This is a genomic window from Streptomyces nymphaeiformis, from assembly GCF_014203895.1.
Lineage (GTDB): Bacteria > Actinomycetota > Actinomycetes > Streptomycetales > Streptomycetaceae > Streptomyces > Streptomyces nymphaeiformis.
The window spans coordinates 279968-298704 of record NZ_JACHJY010000004.1 but is presented as its reverse complement, the minus strand read 5'-3'; the positions used below and the strand labels follow the sequence as shown (position 1 = coordinate 298704).

Genomic DNA, 18737 nt, shown 5'->3' with positions numbered 1-18737 from the left:
GTCTCGTCACTCAGAGGCCGCCGGGAACTCCTTCTCCACCCGCCCCGGTACGAGCGCCGCCCCCACGAGGAGCCCGACCGCGATCGTCGTGACGATCGTGACGAAGTCCATGAGGTCGCGGAAGCCGTGCAGGACGTGACCGCCCGCCAGGGAGGTCAGCGCCCGCAGGCCCAGCGAGCCGACGGTGAGGGTGAAGAAGCCGCCCAGGAAGAGGACGAGCCGGGGCGGCCGCCCCGCCGGCCGGGACAGCAGGTCCGCCGCGACGGCGAGGGCCGTCGCGGCGACGAACGTGCCGGCGACCTCACCGATCAGGGCCGTGCCCGCCGCCTGGACGCCGAGCGACAGGTACACGAGGCCGGTCAGCCAGCCCGCGGCCCGCCACGGCACCCCGAACGCGAGGATCAGGCCCACCGTGAAGACGGCCCAGCTCGCGACGAGCACCCACCGGGACAGATCGGCGTCCTGCGCGCCGTCGAAGAGCGCACTGCTCGGCGTGCCGGTCACGGCCACGCCGATGAGCACGCCCACGTACAGCTGGAGGAGCAGCACGAGGGCGTAGACGAGGCGGACCGCGCCGGTCGTCAGGAAGCCGCCGACGAGTTCGGCGGTGGCCGCGCTGAGCAGGTCGCCGGGCACGAAGAAGAACAGCGCCGGAAGCATGATCAGCACCGGACCGCCGTGGCCGTGGCCCGGCTGGAGGACGCCCAGGGTCACCAGGGAGACCAGGACGGCGGCGAGCAGCGGCAGTACGCGCGCGAGGCGCGGCCGGCGGTCCGACAGGACGGTCAGGGCCGCGACCAGGGCGGCGAGGAGGGCGGTGGTGCCGATCTCGTACCAGGTCGGCTGGACGGCCGGCGCGAACCCGACGGAGAACAGCACGATGCCCGCCCCGCGGGCCCAGCGCGGCACCGTCGCGGGCAGGGTCTCGACCCGCCGCAGGCCGGCCGTCGCCTCGGGCAGGGGCGGCCGGGTGTCCCGTACGCGCTCGACGAACTCCTTGAGGGCGACCGCCCGGTCGAGCCGGGCGACGTCGGGGAAGGCGGTGACGGTGGAGGTGAGGGTGCGGCCCCCGGCGGTCACGGAGAGCACGGCGCCGTCCGCGACGAGCACGGTCTCGGCGTACCCGCCGTACGTCCGGGCGAGGCCGCGGACGACCCGGTCGACGCCCTCCGCGCCCTCTCCGCTGAACGTCAGCATGAACCGCGTCAGTTCGCGGAGGAAGTCGTGGAGCGGGTCGGGACCGGCACCGGGCCCGACGCCTGTGTCGGCGTCGGGCCCGGGCTCTTCTCGTGGTGCGCGCCTCATCGGCGCACGGTGTCGTCGGTCTTGAGGTCGTTCAGCTCCTCCTGGAAGTCGTCGACCTTGTCGGGGCAGTAGACCTGGAGGACGATCCGCTCGACCTCCAGCGCCTTGGTGTCGGAGATGACGGGGCGCATGCCCGGTCCCGCGGCGCCGTTCGACTGCTGGATCTTCCAGAGCGCCGCCTTCAGGGCGTTGCCCGGCTGCTCGCAGACCACGCCGCCGTCGGTGCCGAGCAGCTGCTCGACGGTGTCGACGTCGGGGGAGGGGTAGCCGGCCTTCACCAGTTCCGTCTGGAGCTGTTCGGCCTTCTTCCGCGTCTCGTTGTTCGCCTTCACGGCCTCGTACCGGATGAGGCCGGTGACGGCGAGGCCGACGAGGAGGACGATCGCGCCCCAGTAGATCCACTTGTGTTCGGAGGCGAAGCGGGTGGGACTCATGCCCGGCCTCCCTCGCTCGGTGCGCCGGCGGCGGCGGTGCGCCAGTTCGGCTTGCGGAACTTCAGGAAGAGCCAGGGGATCAGGAACCCGAGGACGAGCAGGCCGCAGCCGATGAAGAGGACGTACGACCAGACGCTGCTGCCGCCGAACTGGGAGGGCGGTACGAAGCCGATGCCGAGCGCCGCGAGCGAGGAGAGCAGGCCGACCGTGCAGACCAGGCCCAGGGCGGGCACCCGGTAGCCGCGGGGGTGGTCGGGCTTGGTCTTCCGCAGGCGCATCGCGGCGGCGAACATCAGCAGGTACACGATGAGGTACACCTGCGTGGTGATCGTGGAGAAGATCCAGTACACGCTCGACACGTTCGGGATGAGCGCGTACATCAGGGCGATGACCGAGGTCACGACGCCCTGGGTGACCAGGATGTTCTGCTGGATGCCGAACTTGTTGAGCTTCTGCAGGAACGGCGGCAGGTAGCCCTCCTGGCGGGAGATCTCCAGGAGGCCCTTGGACGGCCCGGCGAGCCAGGTCAGCATGCCGGCCAGGGAGGCGGAGATCAGCATGACGGCGGCGATCGGGGTCATCCAGCCGATGTCGAAGTACGAGAAGAAGGCGTCGAAGGCCTGCATCACGCCGGCGGTGAGGCTGAGCTGGTCGGCCGGCACGACCCAGCTGATGGCCAGGGCGGGCAGGATGAAGATCAGCAGGACGAGGCCCATCGCCAGGAACATCGACTTCGGGTACTCCTTCGCCGGGTCCTTCAGCGAGGAGACGTGGACCGCGTTCATCTCCATGCCGGAGTACGACAGGAAGTTGTTGACGATCAGGACCAGGCTGGCGAGTCCGGTCCACTCCGGCAGCAGGTGGCTCGCGTTCATCGGCGCGGCGGACGGGTTGCCCTGGCCGAGGAAGACCATGCCGAGGACGACGAGGATCGTGCCCGGCACGAGCGTGCCGATGATGAGGCCCCAACTGGAAAGGCCCGCGAGGGCCTTGGTGCCGCGCGAGGAGACCCAGACGCCGGTCCAGTACAGGACCATGATGACGATCGCGGTGTAGACGCCGTTCGAGGCGAGGGACGGGTCGATGACGTACGCGATGGTCGAGGCGACGAAGGCCAGCAGGCTCGGGTAGTAGAAGATCGTCATCGCGAACTGGCACCAGACCGCGAGGAATCCGAGCGGCTTGGACAGCCCCTCGGCGACCCAGCGGTAGACGCCGCCGTTCCAGCCGGAGGCCAGCTCCGCCGAGACCAGGGCGGTCGGCAGCAGGAAGACGATCGCCGGGACGAGGTAGAGGAACACGCAGGCCAGACCGTAGATGGCCATCGTCGGCGCGGCCCGCAGGCTGGCGACCGACGCGGTCGTCATCAGGGCGAGCGTCACCCAGGTCATGGTGCTGGGCGCGGCGGTCTGTGTCGCGGCCCGCGGCCTGGGGACTTCGGCCGGTGTGTCGATGCTGCTCAAGGGGCCCTCCCGAACGTGGGAACGATCGGTTCAGCCTTGAACGGCCTTGGGGGCCCGGCAACCGGGATCGGCCGTACGGGGGACGGGCCCCGGCCACTCGTCGGAGTGCAGTACGCGCCTCAGGGCGTACGGCCGGAGGAGCGGCGGTACGCGCGCGGGGCACGCCCTGGCGGCGGACGAAGCGGGCGCGGAGCGCCGCCGTGCTGCCGGGCGGCCACGACACCGCGCCGGGCACCCCGGTCAGGGGTGCCTCTCGCCGCGCCTGCGCGAGAAGAAGCGGCGCTCGGAGACGAAGCGCACGGGCAGTCCCGCGAACGGAGTCAGACCCACCCCTGGTCGAGATGGATCGTCCAGGTGTCTCTCACTGCCCGCTTCAGCCGAACCAACGCCGCAACGCCCGCTATGGCTGTCGGCGCCTTGGACAACCGCAGCGGCGAGTCCGAGACACCGCGTCGGGTGTAGGCCGACGACTCTCCGTCGCGGCTGAAGGCGTGGAGCGGCGGCAGGGGGTCATCACCGAACCATGTGGGACGGTTCTCCTCCAGCCAGGCGGCTGCGGGCGTCGACACGGTCGAGATGCGCCAGCAGCGGCTCAGGGGCGGGGCCGTAGCTGAACTGCACGAGGAAGCCCTCGGCGTCGAGCGCCCACCAGTCCCGTGTGAATCCAGGTCGAGGGTGCCGCAGGATCTCCGCCATGCCGCCACGGTGTCCAGAGGCCGGCGAAGACGTTCCTATGCCACAGGCAGTCTGTAGCGCATCCGGTAACGGTGCGCAGCCTTCGTCATCAGTGTGACTTCGATCGGACGCCGGGCGTCCGAATAGACCACCCGGAAGGCCACCAGTACGGGCATGTCCTTCGGGAGCTCCAGCGCCACGACTTCCTCCTCCGTCGGGATCTCGGACGACAGCTCGTCCACGAACTCACGCGGGGGAAGACCCATCGCATCGAGCAGCGCCGGCGTACCGCCTCGAATCCGCTTCTTCTCCAGGATGGCCGTGCCCTCGACCAGGCTCAGCGGGTAGTACGACCTCGTGAGTTCGGTCGGTTCCCCGTCCAGGAAGAGAACCTGCTTACGAAGCGCAGCTCGCTCACCGTCCTCCAACTCCAGGGCCTCGGCCACCTCCTTCGGCGGGACGACGACCTCGACGGCAAGGAGCTGGGACCTGCCGACCTGCTGCCGTTTCGCGGCCTCGGACATCCAGGGATAGGGCTCGCCCGGCCTGGCAGGCCTCATGTAGGCGATCGGTTCGACGGACTGCTGGGCGTACGAGGCACACCTGATGAGCCGCGCCACGTGCGCGACCACGCTGGAGCGCCCGGCACCCGACCGGCGCGCAGTCCACAGCTCACTCTCTGGTGAATTGCGGAACAAGTCTTAGAATCGGCTTCCATGTCGATCCCTGACGAGCTGCTCGTCGACGTCGCCGCCACCGTGGAGTCCGGGCGGAGCAACCAGATGTCCCTCACCGTGGTCGCGGGGGGAGTGGTCATCACCGGGCGGCTCGCGCCGGAAGCCCTGTGGAGACAGCGCGTGTCGGAGGTCCTGACGGACTCGGCCCGGCTGGGCGAGTTCTCCGGCGTCTTCGCCCCCGTCGCACCGAGGGACACGCCCCCCACCCACCTGCACTTCCACCTCGCCCGGATCCTCCAGGGGACGGTCGGCATGCCCGAGACCGGCGGGATGTACCGCGTCGCGATCGCGGACGTCAGCGCTTGGACCGTGGGGGACTTCAGCTACTCCGACAGCTGACGGCGAGGCCTACTGCCTGACCCCGGAGACCACCAGGAACGGCGGGTGCCCGGCCTCCGCCGGGTCGGCGCCGAGCAGCGCCGAGCGGTGGGTGAGCACGGGCTCGTGGACGTCCAGATCGGTGAAGCCGGCCTTGCCGAGCACGTCGAGGTACGCCTGGCAGGGCCAGTGGTGGTCGACCAGTTCCAGCGGAGCCCCGCCGCCCGGCCGCTCCCGTCGCGAGCGGCGCCGCTCGCCCTTGGTGTAGACGCGGCCGGGCTCGCCGCTGCGGAAGGTGGAGAACCGGATGCCGGCGGTGCGGGGGTTGGGGTCCAGGACGGCGAACCGGCCGCCGGGGCGCAGCACCCGGTGCGCCTCCGCGGCGATGTCGTGCAGGTCGGCGAAGTCTCCGGTGGTGGAGAAGACGAAGCAGGCCATGGCGGCGTCGACGGAGCCGTCTTCGAGGAAGCCGAGCCCGCCGTCCTCGCTCAGCCGGTAGTCGATGCGCGGGTGCGCGCGCTTCTCGCGGGCGATCTCCAGCATGCGGGGCGCGGTGTCGACGGCCACCACGCGCGCGTCGGAGGCCTCGACGACCCGGGTGGCGACCTTGCCGGGGCCGCAGCCGTAGTCCAGGACCGTACGGACGGCGCAGGAGCCGATGCCGAGGGCGTGGAAGACGGCCGGGTAGCCGATGAGGCGCTCGGGGAGGTCGTCGTAGGACTCGAAGGCGTCGGCGTCGAGGGCTTCGGCCTTGAGGGCTTCGGCCGTGGAGGCGACGGCGTCGGCGGTCGGCTGCTCGGTTCCGCTGATCGTGCGAGAGGTCATGAGGTGGGGCCTTCCGGTGATGATCCACTTCGTCCGGAACGTACTGGTCGGGGGAGCCGCGGGACAGGGCCTGGGCGCCCCGCTCACCCGGGTGGGCCAACGGTGGCGGCCGCCGCCGGGCGCCCCGCCCGGCCTCGTGGGTTGATGAGAGGACTGTCGACGAGTCCGTTGATCGAAGGGGAAACTGTGGCGCTCCATGAGATGAAGGCCCCGAAGAGCGTCGCCGACGCGGCGACCGATGTGTTCGCTTCCGCTCTCAGTGAGCGCGTGCTGCCGAAGCACCGGATGCCGGAGGAGCCGAACCTCCCGTCGGTCGTCTACGCGATGCTCCACAACGAGCTGCTGCTCGACGGCAACGCGTCGCAGAACCTGGCGACGTTCTGCACGACGTGGACGGACGACGAGGTCCGCAAGCTGATGAACGAGTGCCTCGACAAGAACATGATCGACAAGGACGAGTACCCGCAGACCGCCGAGATCGAGGCGCGGTGCGTGAACATCCTGGCCGATCTGTGGAACGCCCCCGGGAACGGCGAGGGCGCGGCGATCGGCTGCTCCACCACCGGCTCCAGCGAGGCCGCCATGCTCGGCGGCCTCGCCCTGAAGTGGCGCTGGCGGGAGCGGCGCCGGGCCGAGGGCAAGCCGACCGACCGGCCGAACATCGTCACCGGGCCCGTGCAGATCTGCTGGGACAAGTTCGCCCGCTACTTCGACGTGGAGCTGCGCCAGGTCCCCGTGGAGCCGGGCGCCACAGGCCTGCGCCCGCACCAGCTGAAGGACTACGTCGACGAGAACACCATCGGCGTCGTCGCGATCCTCGGCGTCACCTACACCTGCGACTACGAGCCGGTGGCCGAGCTGGCCGCCGAACTCGACCGGATCCAGCAGCAGTCGGGGCTCGACATCCCGATCCACGTCGACGCGGCGAGCGGCGGTTTCATCGCGCCCTTCCTCCACCGGGACCTCGTCTGGGACTTCCGGCTGCCGCGGGTGTCCTCCATCAACGCCTCCGGCCACAAGTTCGGCCTCGCTCCCCTCGGCGTGGGCTGGGCGGTCTGGCGCACCGCCGACCTCCTGCCGGAGGACCTCGTCTTCCGGGTGAACTACCTGGGCGGCGACATGCCGACGTTCGCCCTGAACTTCTCCCGCCCCGGCGGCGAGATCGTCGCCCAGTACTACAACTTCCTGCGCCTGGGGCGGGCCGGCTACCGGCGCGTCCAGGAGGCCTGCGCGCTGACCGCCCAGTACCTCGCCCGGAAGATCGAGGCGATGGGCCCGTTCACGCTGCTCTACGACGGGCAGGGCGCGCTGCCCGCCGTCTCCTACACGCTCGCCGACCCCGAGGGCGCGGGCTTCAGCCTGTACGACCTCTCCGACGAGCTCCGGATGCGCGGCTGGCAGGTTCCCTCCTACCCGCTGCCTCCCGACCGGCAGGAGACCGTCATCCAGCGCGTCATGATCCGCCACGGCATCGGCCGCGACGAGGTCGACCTGCTCGCGCAGGACATGGAGCGCGCCCTGGAGCGCCTGACGAAGGGCGTGCCGTCGGACGCCGACCGCGCGGGCTTCCACCACTGAGGCGCCCACACCGATCAGCTTTCGAGAAGCGCTGGGACCGGGGCCGCCACTAGCGTGAAGTCCATGGACATCAGCATTCACACCAGCTCCCTCCCGCACGAAGACCCGGACGCATCCCTGGCGTTCTACCGGGACGCCCTCGGCTTCGAGGTCCGCAGCGACGTCGGACAGGGCAGGATGCGGTGGATCACGGTCGGCCCCGCGGGACAGCCGGACACGTCCATCCTGCTGGCCCCGCCGGCCGTCGACCCCGGCATCACCGAGGACGAGCGCCGCACGGTCCTGGAGATGATGGCCAAGGGCACGTACGGCTGGATCCTGCTGGCCACCCGGAACCTCGACGCCACCTTCGAGAAGGTCCGCGCCGCCGACGCCGAGGTCGTCCAGGAGCCGACGGAGCAGCCGTACGGGATCCGCGACTGCGCGTTCCGCGACCCCGCGGGCAACCTGATCCGCATCCAGGAACTCCGGTAGGGCCCCCATGTGCCACCCCGAATGGGCCAAGGCCCGCATCGCCGCGCAGCGCCAGTCGAACGGAACCGAGAGGGGCACCACCATGACCGCGAACGGCACGTCCTACGACGGCTTCACCGAGGACGAGCGCGCCGCGATGAAGGAGCACGCCAAGGAGATGAAGGCGTCCGCGCGCCGCGGTGCGAAGGCGGACACCGAGCCCGATGTGCTCGCGAAGATCGCCGAGATGGAGGACGCGGACCGCGTCCTCGCCGAGCGCGTCCACGCCCTCGTCAAGGAGAACGCCCCGGGCCTCACCGCGAAGCTCTGGTACGGCATGCCGGCCTACGCCCGGAACGGCAAGGTCGTCTGCCACTTCCAGAGCGCCGCGAAGTTCAAGTCCCGTTACGCCACGCTCGGGTTCAGCGACCAGGCCGCCCTCGACGAGGACACCCTCTGGCCCACCTCGTACGCCCTCACGACCCTGACCCCGGCCACGGAGGAGCGCATCGCGGCGCTCCTGAAGCAGGCGGCGGGCTGACTCCGGAGGGGCCGGGTCCCTCAGAGCGGGCGGTAGGCGTGGACGTCCTGGTCGAGGTGCCAGGTGCGTCCGCCGTCGGCCGAGCGTTCGTTGCGCCAGTGGAGGGTGCCGGCGGTGATGTCGGCGAAGGTCCAGCGGACCAGGTCGCCGCCGACCGCGCGCTCCATGACGATCTCGTCGCCGATCTGCCGGGCGTACATCTGCACCACGTCGCCGCGGGCGGTCCCGTGGAAGGTGAACCGCCACAGCTGCAGGCGCGGGTCCCAGATCCGCACGCACAGACCGCACTCCTCGTCCGGGGCGCGCCCCTCGGGCGGCAGGTCGTCGCGCCCGGGCCACTGCCAGACGTCCACGACGGCCCGGCCCTCCAGGGCGTAGCCGAACTCCCAGGAGCCGAGGAGGCGGCGGACCGGCGAGCCGTCGGCGGAGTAGTACGTGATCAGGGTCGTCCACTGCCCCGCCAGGCGCCCGAACTGTTCCATCTCGGAGGCGTACCGGCGGTCGGGGCCGTCGGCGAGCAGCGTCTTCATACGGGCGTCTCCGTGGTGGCGAGAGGGGACAGGGCGGCGGCGAGGCAGTCGACGAGGGGGGCGGCGTACATGCCGTGCGGGTCGCGCTCGGGGTCGTAGATGGCGACGTTCAGGCCGACGATCCGCCCGGTGCCGACGAGGCCCGCGACGAGTTCGGCGAGCCGGGGGAGGTCGAGGCCGGGGCGGCCGGGGGAGTCCACGGCGGGCAGCACGCGCTCGTCGAGCACGTCGAGGTCGAGGTGGAGCCAGACGCGGTCGAGCTCGCGCCGCACCAGACGGCGTTCGACCCGCTCGGCGAGGCCGGCGATCCCGGTCTCCTGGACCTCCCGGGCGGTGAAGCGGACGACCGGGGGCTTGTGCTCGTCCGTGCGGTCGCCGATCTGGATCACGTCCTCGTCGGCGACCAGCGGGCTGCCCACCACGGGCCAGTGGGTGAGGAGCAGTTCGCCGCGGCCGGTGGCCAGGGCCAGGTCCATGCCGGCGGCCGTGCCGAGGACCGCTCCGGCGTCGTGGTTGCCGGGGTGCCGGAAGTCGCTGTGCCCGTCGAGGTGGACCAGGCCGCAGTGCCCGTGGCGCCGGGCGCCCAGGAGGCAGCCGAGCAGGATGCTGCAGTCGCCGCCCACCACGAGCGGGAAGCGGGAGGCGGCGAGCGCGGCCCCGACGGCGTCGCCGAGCAGCAGGGTGTGCTCGCGGAGGGTCACCCCGTTGCGGATGCGGGTCGCCGGCTGCGGATCGACGTCGTACGGCGGGCGGTCGAGCTCCACCACCCTGGCCGGCCGCAGCCGCGCCTCCAGGCCGGCCGAGAGCAGCGCGTCGGGGGCCCGCCAGGTGCCGGGCTCGCGCCCCGGCTCGGGCGGTCGCAGCCCGAGGTGCCAGGGCGCGGTGATGACCTCGACGGCAGTGGCCATGGCGTCTCCTCACATCCGGGGCGTCCATCCGGTGTTCCGTCCGGTGTTCCGTCCAGCAATCCAACCGGATAACATCAGTACACCGGTTGGATTGACGGAGGCAAGCTCCGGAGAGGCGGTGACGCGTGGCGGCAACGATCACGCCCCACACCTTCAGGCCGCGTGACCTGGTCGGCGGACACCTCGTCATCGACCTGCTGAACACGGTCACGGCACGGGACGCGGAGCCGCTCGACTGGCTCGACGGATACCCCCGGCTCCTGGAATGGGCGGCCCTCACCGGCCACTTCGCGCCCGAAGACCTCGCGACCCTGGGCCGCCTGGCGGAGTCCGGGCAGACGGGGGCCGCCGGGGCGTCCGCGACGTCTGGGGCGTCCACGACCGCCGTGGCCTCCGGGTCCGCCGCGGCCTTGGGGCCCGCTTCGGCCTCAGGGCCCGCTTCGGCCTCCGGGCCCGTCGCGGCCGAGCAGGCACTCGCCCGCGTCCGCGAGCTGCGCGAGGCCCTGCACGACCTGATCGCGGCACTCGTCCACGGCGAGGCGGCGCCCGCGGAGGCGGTGGAGCGGGTGGAGGGTCACTGGAAGGGCGCGGCCGCCGCCGCCCGCCTCGCCGTCCACGAGGGCACGCCCGGGCTCCGGGCCACCGTCGAGACGTCGGGCCTCGACCGCATCCACGACGAGATCGCCCTCCAGGCCCTCGACCTGGTCCGGACGCTGCCCCGCGAACGCACCCGGGTCTGCCCGGGGCAGCGCTGCGGCTGGCTGTTCATCGACGGATCGAGGGCCGGCCGCCGCCGCTGGTGCGACATGGGCACGTGCGGAAACGCCGCCAAGGGGCGGACCCACTACCAGCGGAAGCGGGCCACCGGGACGGGCCCGACTTGATGGAGTCCGAGCGTTTTCAGGGTGTCAGGGGTGCACTGTGGAACGGCCCCTGACGGGCTGGCATACTGCACGAGTAGCCCTTCGCGCATCCCCCGTCGCGAAGGGCTACATCTCTGCGACGTTACACACGGCCAGGGGACACCCCCGTGATCCCCCGGCCGTGTTTTTTGTAGTTAACAGTGACGTAGAGTGTTTACGCAAGCCCGGTACTTGCGCCGGTGCCTGATGCGAACAGTAGGTAAACAGGATGGACATCGGAGAAGAACACGGGCCCGAACTGCACTCGTTGCAGCAGAAGGTCGAGTACATGCTGGAGAAGACCTTCCCCGGCCAGAAGGTGTCCGGGCGCACCTTCGCCGAGCTGGTCAAGGAGCGCGGCGGCCACCTCTCCCACAGCTACTTCTCCAACATCCTGGCAGGCAAGGTCACCCAGCCCTCCGAGGAGATCCTCAAGGCGCTCGGTCTCGGCTTCGGCGTGGACTGGCGGTTCTTCAAGGAGGAGTCGGAGGTCGTCGGCGACGTGGTCGCCGGGCTCCAGTTCCTCGCGATGCGGCGGACCGGCGAGATCAGCGGCGTCGCGGGCCGGGGCGTCGACGACGACGGCCTCCCGGCGGAACTGCTCGAGTTCGCGCTCTCCCTCCTGGCGGACACCAAGGCCAGACGGCAGCCCGGCGAGGAACCGGAACGTTAGGGCACGCGCCTCCGAACGGGCGTCCGGCGTTGGCTAAACTCGGCGAGCGCATGTCACACACGCGTGATGACGACCAAGAGGCCTCAATGTCCCTGCGCGAGCTGCGCAAAGAATGTGAAGCTGGCCTGGCCGACCTTCCGATACCCGCCCCCTTCACCATCGACGGCCTGGTGGCGAACATGGAGGCGGCCCGCGGCCGGACCATCGTCCTCCAGGAACTGCCCGAGCGACTGGCACGGGTCAACGCGGCCTGCGGCCTGCGCCTGAAGTCCGGCACCACCAGCTACGTGCTCTACCGGCGCCGCCCCACCGCGTACCAGACCCAGCACGTGATCCTGCACGAGCTGTGCCACGAGTGGTTCGACCACGGCACCAGCCTCGACGCGGACCGTCTCCGGGCGCTGCTGCCGGTCTTCGACACCTCGCTGATCACACGGGTGCTCTCCTCCGACACGGTCCAGGCCCGTGCCCAGTACGACACGCACGACGAGCGGATCGCCGAGTTCGGCGCGTCCCTCATCCCGCGCATGGCGAGGGACGTGACCAGCGACGACATGGTCGGACGGCTGGCCAACTCGCTGTCGCGGCCGGTCGCGCACCGACGCCCGGCGTTCTTCAGCCGCACGTTCTTCCGCCGCTCGTAGCCCCCGCGTACTCGTAGCCCCCGAGTAAGAGAACACCCCCCCCCACAGAACACCCGAGGAACTCACGTGACCGGACTCGACCTCGCCGGCTACCTCATAGCCGGCCTGATGACCGCCGTCGCCCTGTGGCGCATGCCGGCCGCTCTCTGGGGCGACGAGGAGGACAAGCGCCGCCGCGCCCTGTGGGGCTGTTACGCGGGCTTCGCCGTGGCGCTGTGGACCAAGACCCAGGTGGTCCGCATCGGCCTCAACAACAGCGAGATCGTGGACCTCGCGGTGCTGATCAAGCACTACACGTCCACCATCGCCATCCTGGCGATCCTCAGCTACATCGTCGCCATCTACGGCCACTTCCCCGAGGGCGGGCCGATCCCGCGCCACGTCCGGTTCGCCCGGGTCGTCCAGCGGGTGGCGACCAAGGCCTCCGTGGCCACGCTCATCCTCCTCACCGTGCTCTTCTTCACGGTCGTGGACCGCTCGGTCCCCGCGGACCGGTTCGTGGCCGAACACGCCGGCGAGTGGGGCGCCACGCTCTACATGACCGTCTTCTACCTGTACTTGGGCGCCGCGTCCGCCGTCTGCGCCTACCAGTGGGCCCTCGCCACGATCGACGCCAAGCTGCTCCACCTGCGGATCGGCCTCGGCATGATGACCTTCGCGATGTTCATCGGCGTCGGCTACACCCTCAGCCGGACCCTGTTCCTGTGGATCAGCGTCGCCGACAAGCCCAGCGAAAGCTTCGCGCTGACCTTCGACGAGGCCACCGAGGCCGCCCAGCTGGTCCTCTTCGCGTTCTTCGCCGTCGGTGCCTCCCTCCCCGCCTTCAGCAAGGGCTGGCGGCGGGCCCGGCTGTGGCGGGCCCAGGTGAACCTGCACCCCCTGTGGCGCGAGCTGATGACGGCCTTCCCCGACCAGCCCTTCGCCCCGCCGGCCTCGCTCGCCCGGGAGCTGACCCGCTTCGACACCCCCGCCGACCTGCGCGTCGACCGCTGGGCGGCCGACATCGCCGACGCGGTCGAGAAGCTGCGCCACTACGTGCCCGACAGCCTGCTGACCGCCGCCAAGGAGGCCGCGGCGGGCGAGGACCCCGGCAAGGCCGGCTCGCTCGCCGACGCCTACTGGATCAAGGCGGCCCTGGCCGCCAAGGCCGAGGGCGCGCCCGCCGGGAAGGCCGCCGCCTTCGAGACGAAGCACGCCACCGACCAGGACGGAGAGGTCGCCTGGCTGGTACGGGTGGCCGCCGCGTACAAGGCGATCCCGGAGCAGCGGACCCGCGCCGTCCTGCGGTCGAGCCTGGAGGCCGGCGCGTGAACCGCACCGCCCGCGTCGTCACCGACGTCCTCCAGCCCCGCAACGTCCTGCTCGCGGGCATGCTCGGGATAGGCCTGGCGGCCGCGTCCGGCCACTGGAGCGGCCTGCTGTGGGGCCTGCTCGGCGCCCTGTGCGCCGGGCTGGTCCCGGCCGGCTACATCGAATGGGAGCGCAAGCGGGGCACCTGGGGCGACCGGCACGTGGTCGACCGCACGCAGCGGGCGCCGATCTTCTTCGTCATCCTCGGCTCCATCGGCACGGGTTCGCTGGTCATGCTCCTGGGCGGGGCCCCGACGGCCATCCTGGTCGCGATGCTCGCCCTGTGGGTGATGACGATCGGCCTGCTCGCCGTGAACACCGTCTGGAAGATCTCGGTGGACTCCGCGGTGGCCTCGGCGGTCGTGGCCCTCCTGGCCGCGGTCCACTCACCGTGGTGGCTGCTCGCGTACGCCCTCACGGCCGCCGTGTGCTGGTCCCGGGTCGCGCTGACGTACCACACGGTGGCACAGACGCTCGCGGGCGCGACCCTGGGCGCGGCGACGGCGGGCGCGTTCCTCTTCGTCTGAGTGGTCCACGGCAGGGCGGCGTTCGGTGCGATGCTGTGTGCGCTGCCCGCCGTGGCCGTCGGGCTCTTCACCGGCGTCCCGCTGAGCACCCCCGCGTCGAGGACGGGCGATCGGTCGCTTCGGCATCCAACACCCCGCACTATGCTGCGAGTTCACGCATCGACGGGGGAAGGGGGCGCCATGGCGGAGGCGTTGGTACTGGGCGGCGGGGGAGTCGCGGGGATCGCCTGGATCACGGGGCTTTTGGCGGGACTGGCCGACGCGGGTCGGTCCCGCATCACGGAGGCCGACCTGATCATCGGGACCTCCGCGGGATCGACCGTCGCCGCGCAGCTCGTGAGCGGGCTGAGCCTGGAGGAGCTGTACGCCCGGCAGACCGAACCCGAGCTGCAGGCCGCGGAGATCATGGCCGGTGTGGACCTGGTGAGCTTCGGCACGCGGATCGCCGACGTGCTGAAGGGCGCCACGACCGGACCGGCGATCCGGCGCGCCGTGGGCAGGTTCGCGCTCGGCGCGGAGACCGTGCCGGAGCACGAGCGGCGCGCGGTGATCGAGTCACGGCTGCCTTCGCACGAGTGGCCCGCTCGCGCGCTGAAGATCGTCGCGGTGGACGCCGAGAGCGGGGAACCGCGGGTCTTCGACAGCGCGTCGGGCGTGAGCCTGGTCGACGCCGTCACGGCGAGCTGCGCGGTGCCGGGCGTGTGGCCGCCCGTCACGATCGACGGGCGACGGTACGTGGACGGCGGCGTCCGCGCGGGCGAGAACGCCGACTACGCCGCCGGCTCGTCCCGGGTGCTGGTGATCGCGCCCCTGGAGGGGGTCGAGCTCCTCCCGAGCGAGAAGCCGCTGGCCGAGGCGGTCGAGGAGCTGCGAGCGGCCGGAGCCGAGGTCGTGGTCGTCGGCCCGGACGAGGCGTCCCTGGCCGCGATCGGCGCGAATCCCCTGGACCCGTCCACCCGCGGGCCGGCCGCCGAAGCGGGCCGCGCGCAGGGGCGCGGGCTGAAGATCGCGTGGGGCGAGGCGTAGGAGGCGGTCCTGTGGACCGTGGCTCCGCACGGGGAGCCACGGTCCACAGCGTGCTCGGTGCCCGGTGCTCGGACAATGCGTTAAATGCGTTGACTCCCTCGGAAGGCATCCGCTTGGCTCAAGGGGTCGTTCCGATCTCGTTCTGGGCCCGTGTGCCCTGGAAAAGGGTGTTGATGTCCCGGCTCGCGCCGAGTGCGCCTCGCCGTACCGCGTAACCGTCCGTCGGTTTCCGCCGTCCGTCTCCCCGGGCGGCCGCCGGACGTGCCCTCCGGTGCGCTGACCTGCCTGTCCGCCGACCCTCGGCGCGATCGGGCTGCCCTCATGACGAGGCCGCTCGGCCTGCTCTTGCTGTCCTGATCGACTTCCCAGCAAGGAGCACCCGGGTGTCCAGCCACACCTCCCACACCACCGACCCCCTCCGCCTCGGCACCTTCGCCTGCGCGTGGTGCGGCCTGACCGTGTCCACGCGCGCCGCTGACGGCGCGCTGCGCAACCACTGCCCGTCCTGCCTGCGTTCCCGGCACGTCCTCGACCACGTCGAGGGCGGTCGGAGCGACTGCGGGGGCCGGATGTCCCCGATCGCCGTCGCCGTGCTCCGCACCGGCGACTGGACGGTGATCCACCGCTGCGTACGCTGCGACGAGCTCACCTCGAACCCGGTGTGCGCCGACGACAACCAGCTCGTCCTGATGCGCATGGCGGTCCGCCCGCTGGCCCAACCCCCTTTCCCGCTCGAAGCGTTCGGAACCCTCTGACCGTCCGACAGGAAAGGAGCACGGTCATGGCACGCAACAACCACAGCGGTCGCGGGCAGCGGCGGCGCCGTCCGCAACGGCACAAGGACGTCCTGCACGCCCAGGGCGGGCACCGGGCCCACGACTTCCGGTGCACGTCCTGCCGGCTCGACGTGTCCCCGGACGCACCCGGCACCGCGCACCGCAACCACTGCCCGAACTGCCTGGCGAGCCTGCACGTCGACCGGAGGATCCCCGGCGACCGCGACGCGGACTGCCGCGGCCGGATGGAGGCGCTGGGCATGTCCGTGCGCGACGACGGCGAGTGGCTGATCATCCACCAGTGCGCCTCCTGCGGCGAGCTCAGCGCCAACCGCATCGCGGGTGACGACAACCCGCTCGCCCTGGTCCGCCTCGCCCTCAGACCCCTCGCCCTCAGCCCCCTCGCCTTTCGGTTGGCTGAAAACCCGTCGGCGGCGTTTCACGAATTCGATTCCTGATTGGCTAGCCTCGGGGTGAGGGTGGCCAGACGCTGCCCATTCACTGAAATCGCCGTTCTCGCTCTGCCTCGAAACCCCGAGCAGAAGGAGAGGCTCACGAGTGGATGACGGGAAGCGCACGGAATGACAGACGACGCGGACACCCGACTGCAGACCTCCGCGCGCGGCTGGCTGACCCTCCAACTCGCCACGCTGGGCTTCGCGGGCCTGTGCGGGGCGCTCAAGAGCGGCGGTACGGGCGGCTCGGGCGCGCCGCGCGCCGTGGAGGCGGTGGCCGGGGTCCTCGTGCTGCTCGCCCTCGGTGTCGCCTGCGCGGCGACGTACCTCGTGGCGCGGATCGCCTGGCCGGTGCACGCCCCGCGGACGGAGGACGCGGTACGGGCCGGGCGGCGGCTCCGCCTCGGCATCGGCCTCACCTTCCTCGCGGTGCTCCTGGTCGCGGTCGCGGCGAGCACGGCGTGGTGGCCACAGGAGGCGACCTCGCAGGCGGGGGCGGGGGCGGGTGCGGGGGCGCTGGTCGAGGTCTCCACCACCGCGGGCACCTGGTGCGGCACCCTGCGGCCGAGCGGCGGCGACGTCCCGGGCCTGGAGGTCACGGACGGCGGGCAGACGGTGGACATCCCGCTGGGCGAGGTGACGGCGCTCCGCCCGGTCGGCACCTGCGGCGCGTGACGCGACGAGGCCGCTCCGCCCGGGTGTGATCCAGTTCACGCCGACGGGGGCGATGAGTTCCACCCTCCGCCGTCGGTCATAGGGGCGACAACACCGAAGCGAGGAAGGCCCCGCCATGACCGGCATGCTCACTGCGCCCCGTCACGTTCTCTCCGCCGCGCCCGCGTCGCGACGGGCCGTGGTCAGCGGCGTGGTGGCGGGCCCGCTGTTCCTGGCGGCCGGTCTCGCCCAGGGGTTCGCGCGGGACGGCTTCGACTTCACGCGGAACGCGATCAGCCAGCTCGCCCTCGGTGAGGCGGGCTGGATCCAGACGGCGAGCTTCGTGCTGACCGGAACGCTGCTGATCGCCGGCGCGACGGCGCTGCGGCGGACGCTGCGCGGCGGCCCGGGCGGGACGTGGGGCCCGGCCCTGGTCGGCGTCTTCGCCGTCTCCTTCTGGATCGCGGGCGCGTTCCCGGCGGACGCCGGTGCGGGCTTCCCGGCCGGGGCGCCGGAGGAGGCCGTGATGAGCGGGCACGGCGCCGTCCACATGTTCGGCGGGATGGTCGGCTACCTGGCCCTGTGCGCCGCGTTCGTCGTCCTGGCCCGCCCGCTCGCGGCCCGGGGCCTGCGGGGCTGGGCCGTCGCGTCCCGCGTCGTGCCCGTGGTCGTCCTCGCCGGTTTCACGGCATCGGCCGCCTCGGTCCTGGCGTTCACCGCCGGCGCCGGCCTCGGCCTGCTGTGGCTGAGCGCGGTGACGGCCCGCCTGGCCGACCGCTAGCCGACCGCCGTTCTCTCCGGCATCGCCACCACCAAGATCATCACCATACGAAACGGGGCACCCATGACCGACGCCGTGAAGGGTCCTGCCAGCTACTTCCCCTCCATCGAGAAGAAGTACGGCCGTCCGATCGCCGAGTGGAAGGACCTCATCCGTTCCTCCCCGCTGACCAAGCACATGGAGCTGGTCAACTGGCTCAAGTCCGAACACGGCCTCGGCCACGGCCACGCCAACGCCCTCGTGGCCCACACCCTCGCCGAGGACAGCGGCAAGTGATCGCCTAGGCCGGCGGTACGGAGCACGGGGCTGCGCGTCCTCGCCGGGTGGCCCGGTCGGTTCGCAGGGAATCGCCCTGTGTGAGGGATCAACTGCGCACTAGCGTAGGCGGAATGACAACAAGATCTCCTTCGGTCGACCAGCCCGTGTCCGTGTCCGTCTCCCTGGCCGAGGCGCCGATGCGTCAGGCCCGTAACTCCGCCGCCCTGTGGATCGCGACCGGTCGGTCCCGGGGGCACGAGGTCACCCGGCGCCGCGGGTTCGTCGCGGTCGAGGGCGACGAGCGCGCCGGTACGCGGATCCTGATCCAGGAGCCGGACCTCGACCCGGGCGAACTGGCCGAGCTGAGCGAGGTGGTACGCCGTGCCGCGGGTCCGGTGAACGCCGAGGACCCGTTCAGCTCGACCGACCTGAGCCACCTGAGCATGCGCAACTGGCAGATGCCGGTCATGCTGCGCCCGCCGGGGCCCGTCGGCGAACCGGCCCTTGACGTGATCCAGGTGAAGCGCCCCGAGGACCTCCAGGCGGCCGAGCGGATCGTGATCGAGGGCTTCGAGCTGGACGGGTTCGAGCCCTACCGCCCCGGCGAGCTGTTCCCGCCGGAGTTCGTCGAGCAGCCGGGTGTGGACGTGTTCGTCGCCCTGTGCGACGGCGTGGCCGCGGGGGCCTGCGTCAGCGTCGTGGACGACGGCATCGGCAGCCACTACTGGGTCGGCACGTCGCCGGCCTTCCGGTCCCGCGGCGTGGGGCGAGCCGTCATGCTCGGCTCCCTCGCCCACCTGACGGACCTCCCGCTCACCCTCACCGCCTCGAAGCTGGGCAGGCCGCTGTACGAGTCGCTGGGGTACGCCGTCGCGGCGCCCTCGACCTGGTGGGCGTCCGTTCCCGTGACACCGTCGCGGTAGG

Annotated in this window: 24 protein-coding genes; 16 read left to right on the top strand and 8 right to left on the bottom strand. The window is 71.6% G+C overall.

Translation table 11 applies throughout. From position 1 onward, the window contains the following. Positions 1–6: 6 nt before the first annotated feature. The 5 genes from GGE06_RS15515 to GGE06_RS15495 form a co-directional block, all read right to left on the bottom strand. Positions 7–1305, bottom strand: coding sequence for a threonine/serine exporter family protein (locus GGE06_RS15515; RefSeq protein WP_246532579.1), 1299 nt, complete (start codon positions 1303–1305; stop codon positions 7–9). Next, positions 1302–1739, bottom strand: a complete 438-nt coding sequence (locus GGE06_RS15510) for a hypothetical protein (RefSeq protein WP_116160118.1) — start codon at positions 1737–1739, stop codon at positions 1302–1304. Before GGE06_RS15510 ends, GGE06_RS15515 begins: the two co-directional genes overlap by 4 nt. After that, positions 1736–3202, bottom strand: coding sequence for a glutamate/gamma-aminobutyrate antiporter GadC (gadC, locus tag GGE06_RS15505; protein ID WP_116160119.1), 1467 nt, complete (start codon positions 3200–3202; stop codon positions 1736–1738). Before gadC ends, GGE06_RS15510 begins: the two co-directional genes overlap by 4 nt. Positions 3203–3715: 513 nt before the next feature. Beyond that, entirely contained in the window at positions 3716–3898 is a 183-nt protein-coding gene (locus GGE06_RS42600; RefSeq protein WP_246532578.1) for a hypothetical protein, read from the bottom strand. Positions 3899–3933: 35 nt separating this feature from the next. Further along, positions 3934–4509, bottom strand: a complete 576-nt coding sequence (locus tag GGE06_RS15495; RefSeq protein WP_312883147.1) for a UTRA domain-containing protein — start codon at positions 4507–4509, stop codon at positions 3934–3936. A gap of 84 nt (positions 4510–4593) precedes the next feature. Here GGE06_RS15495 and GGE06_RS15490 point away from each other — a divergent pair, with 84 nt between their 5' ends. Next, complete coding sequence (locus GGE06_RS15490; protein ID WP_184931077.1) at positions 4594–4953, top strand: hypothetical protein; 360 nt, start codon at positions 4594–4596, stop codon at positions 4951–4953. Between the two features lie 9 nt (positions 4954–4962). Here GGE06_RS15490 and GGE06_RS15485 read toward each other — a convergent pair whose 3' ends face one another. Next, complete coding sequence (locus GGE06_RS15485) at positions 4963–5757, bottom strand: class I SAM-dependent methyltransferase (protein WP_116160121.1); 795 nt, start codon at positions 5755–5757, stop codon at positions 4963–4965. 186 nt (positions 5758–5943) lie between these two features. Between GGE06_RS15485 and gad the strand changes: the two genes are divergently transcribed. The 3 genes from gad (at position 5944) to GGE06_RS15470 (ending at position 8329) form a co-directional block, all read left to right on the top strand. Further along, positions 5944–7335, top strand: a complete 1392-nt coding sequence (gad, locus tag GGE06_RS15480; protein ID WP_376773546.1) for a glutamate decarboxylase — start codon at positions 5944–5946, stop codon at positions 7333–7335. Between the two features lie 63 nt (positions 7336–7398). Next, positions 7399–7809: a VOC family protein gene (locus GGE06_RS15475; RefSeq protein WP_116160123.1), complete on the top strand. Its 411-nt coding sequence runs from the start codon at positions 7399–7401 to the stop codon at positions 7807–7809. Between the two features lie 82 nt (positions 7810–7891). Then, a complete protein-coding gene (locus tag GGE06_RS15470; RefSeq protein WP_184931233.1) occupies positions 7892–8329 on the top strand; it encodes an iron chaperone in 438 nt (145 codons plus the stop codon). Positions 8330–8349: 20 nt separating this feature from the next. Here GGE06_RS15470 and GGE06_RS15465 read toward each other — a convergent pair whose 3' ends face one another. Together GGE06_RS15465 and GGE06_RS15460 are read right to left on the bottom strand one after the other, a co-directional pair. Next, complete coding sequence (locus tag GGE06_RS15465) at positions 8350–8859, bottom strand: hypothetical protein (protein WP_184931076.1); 510 nt, start codon at positions 8857–8859, stop codon at positions 8350–8352. Continuing rightward, positions 8856–9767, bottom strand: a complete 912-nt coding sequence (locus GGE06_RS15460; protein ID WP_184931075.1) for an arginase family protein — start codon at positions 9765–9767, stop codon at positions 8856–8858. Before GGE06_RS15460 ends, GGE06_RS15465 begins: the two co-directional genes overlap by 4 nt. Positions 9768–9892: 125 nt before the next feature. Between GGE06_RS15460 and GGE06_RS15455 the strand changes: the two genes are divergently transcribed. The 12 genes from GGE06_RS15455 (at position 9893) to GGE06_RS15400 (ending at position 18736) form a co-directional block, all read left to right on the top strand. Next, complete coding sequence (locus GGE06_RS15455) at positions 9893–10651, top strand: CGNR zinc finger domain-containing protein (RefSeq protein WP_184931074.1); 759 nt, start codon at positions 9893–9895, stop codon at positions 10649–10651. Positions 10652–10898: 247 nt separating this feature from the next. Beyond that, positions 10899–11342, top strand: a complete 444-nt coding sequence (locus tag GGE06_RS15450) for a hypothetical protein (RefSeq protein WP_116160127.1) — start codon at positions 10899–10901, stop codon at positions 11340–11342. A gap of 86 nt (positions 11343–11428) precedes the next feature. After that, positions 11429–11986: a toxin gene (locus GGE06_RS15445; protein WP_116160128.1), complete on the top strand. Its 558-nt coding sequence runs from the start codon at positions 11429–11431 to the stop codon at positions 11984–11986. 66 nt (positions 11987–12052) lie between these two features. Then, the gene (locus GGE06_RS15440; RefSeq protein WP_116160129.1) at positions 12053–13297 is read left to right on the top strand and encodes an MAB_1171c family putative transporter; all 1245 of its coding nucleotides are present in this window, start codon (positions 12053–12055) and stop codon (positions 13295–13297) included. Between the two features lie 59 nt (positions 13298–13356). Then, on the top strand, positions 13357–13863 hold the full coding sequence (locus GGE06_RS15435; protein ID WP_221518184.1) for a hypothetical protein: 507 nt from the start codon (positions 13357–13359) through the stop codon (positions 13861–13863). A 180-nt stretch (positions 13864–14043) separates the two neighbouring features. Further along, entirely contained in the window at positions 14044–14889 is an 846-nt protein-coding gene (locus GGE06_RS15430) for a patatin-like phospholipase family protein (RefSeq protein WP_184931073.1), read from the top strand. A gap of 383 nt (positions 14890–15272) precedes the next feature. Continuing rightward, positions 15273–15644 carry an RNHCP domain-containing protein gene (locus tag GGE06_RS15425; protein WP_116160132.1) on the top strand — a complete coding sequence of 124 codons (372 nt, stop codon included), beginning with the start codon at positions 15273–15275 and terminating at the stop codon, positions 15642–15644. A 26-nt stretch (positions 15645–15670) separates the two neighbouring features. After that, positions 15671–16123 carry an RNHCP domain-containing protein gene (locus GGE06_RS15420; RefSeq protein ID WP_116160133.1) on the top strand — a complete coding sequence of 151 codons (453 nt, stop codon included), beginning with the start codon at positions 15671–15673 and terminating at the stop codon, positions 16121–16123. Between the two features lie 123 nt (positions 16124–16246). Next, positions 16247–16795 (top strand): hypothetical protein, encoded by a 549-nt coding sequence (locus GGE06_RS15415; protein WP_116160134.1) that lies wholly within the window; start codon positions 16247–16249, stop codon positions 16793–16795. Positions 16796–16910: 115 nt separating this feature from the next. Beyond that, complete coding sequence (locus GGE06_RS15410) at positions 16911–17555, top strand: DUF998 domain-containing protein (RefSeq protein WP_184931072.1); 645 nt, start codon at positions 16911–16913, stop codon at positions 17553–17555. 63 nt (positions 17556–17618) lie between these two features. Next, positions 17619–17831 carry a DUF4287 domain-containing protein gene (locus tag GGE06_RS15405; protein ID WP_041130004.1) on the top strand — a complete coding sequence of 71 codons (213 nt, stop codon included), beginning with the start codon at positions 17619–17621 and terminating at the stop codon, positions 17829–17831. 113 nt (positions 17832–17944) lie between these two features. Further along, the gene (locus tag GGE06_RS15400) at positions 17945–18736 is read left to right on the top strand and encodes a GNAT family N-acetyltransferase (RefSeq protein ID WP_184931071.1); all 792 of its coding nucleotides are present in this window, start codon (positions 17945–17947) and stop codon (positions 18734–18736) included. Position 18737: the final 1 nt, after the last annotated feature.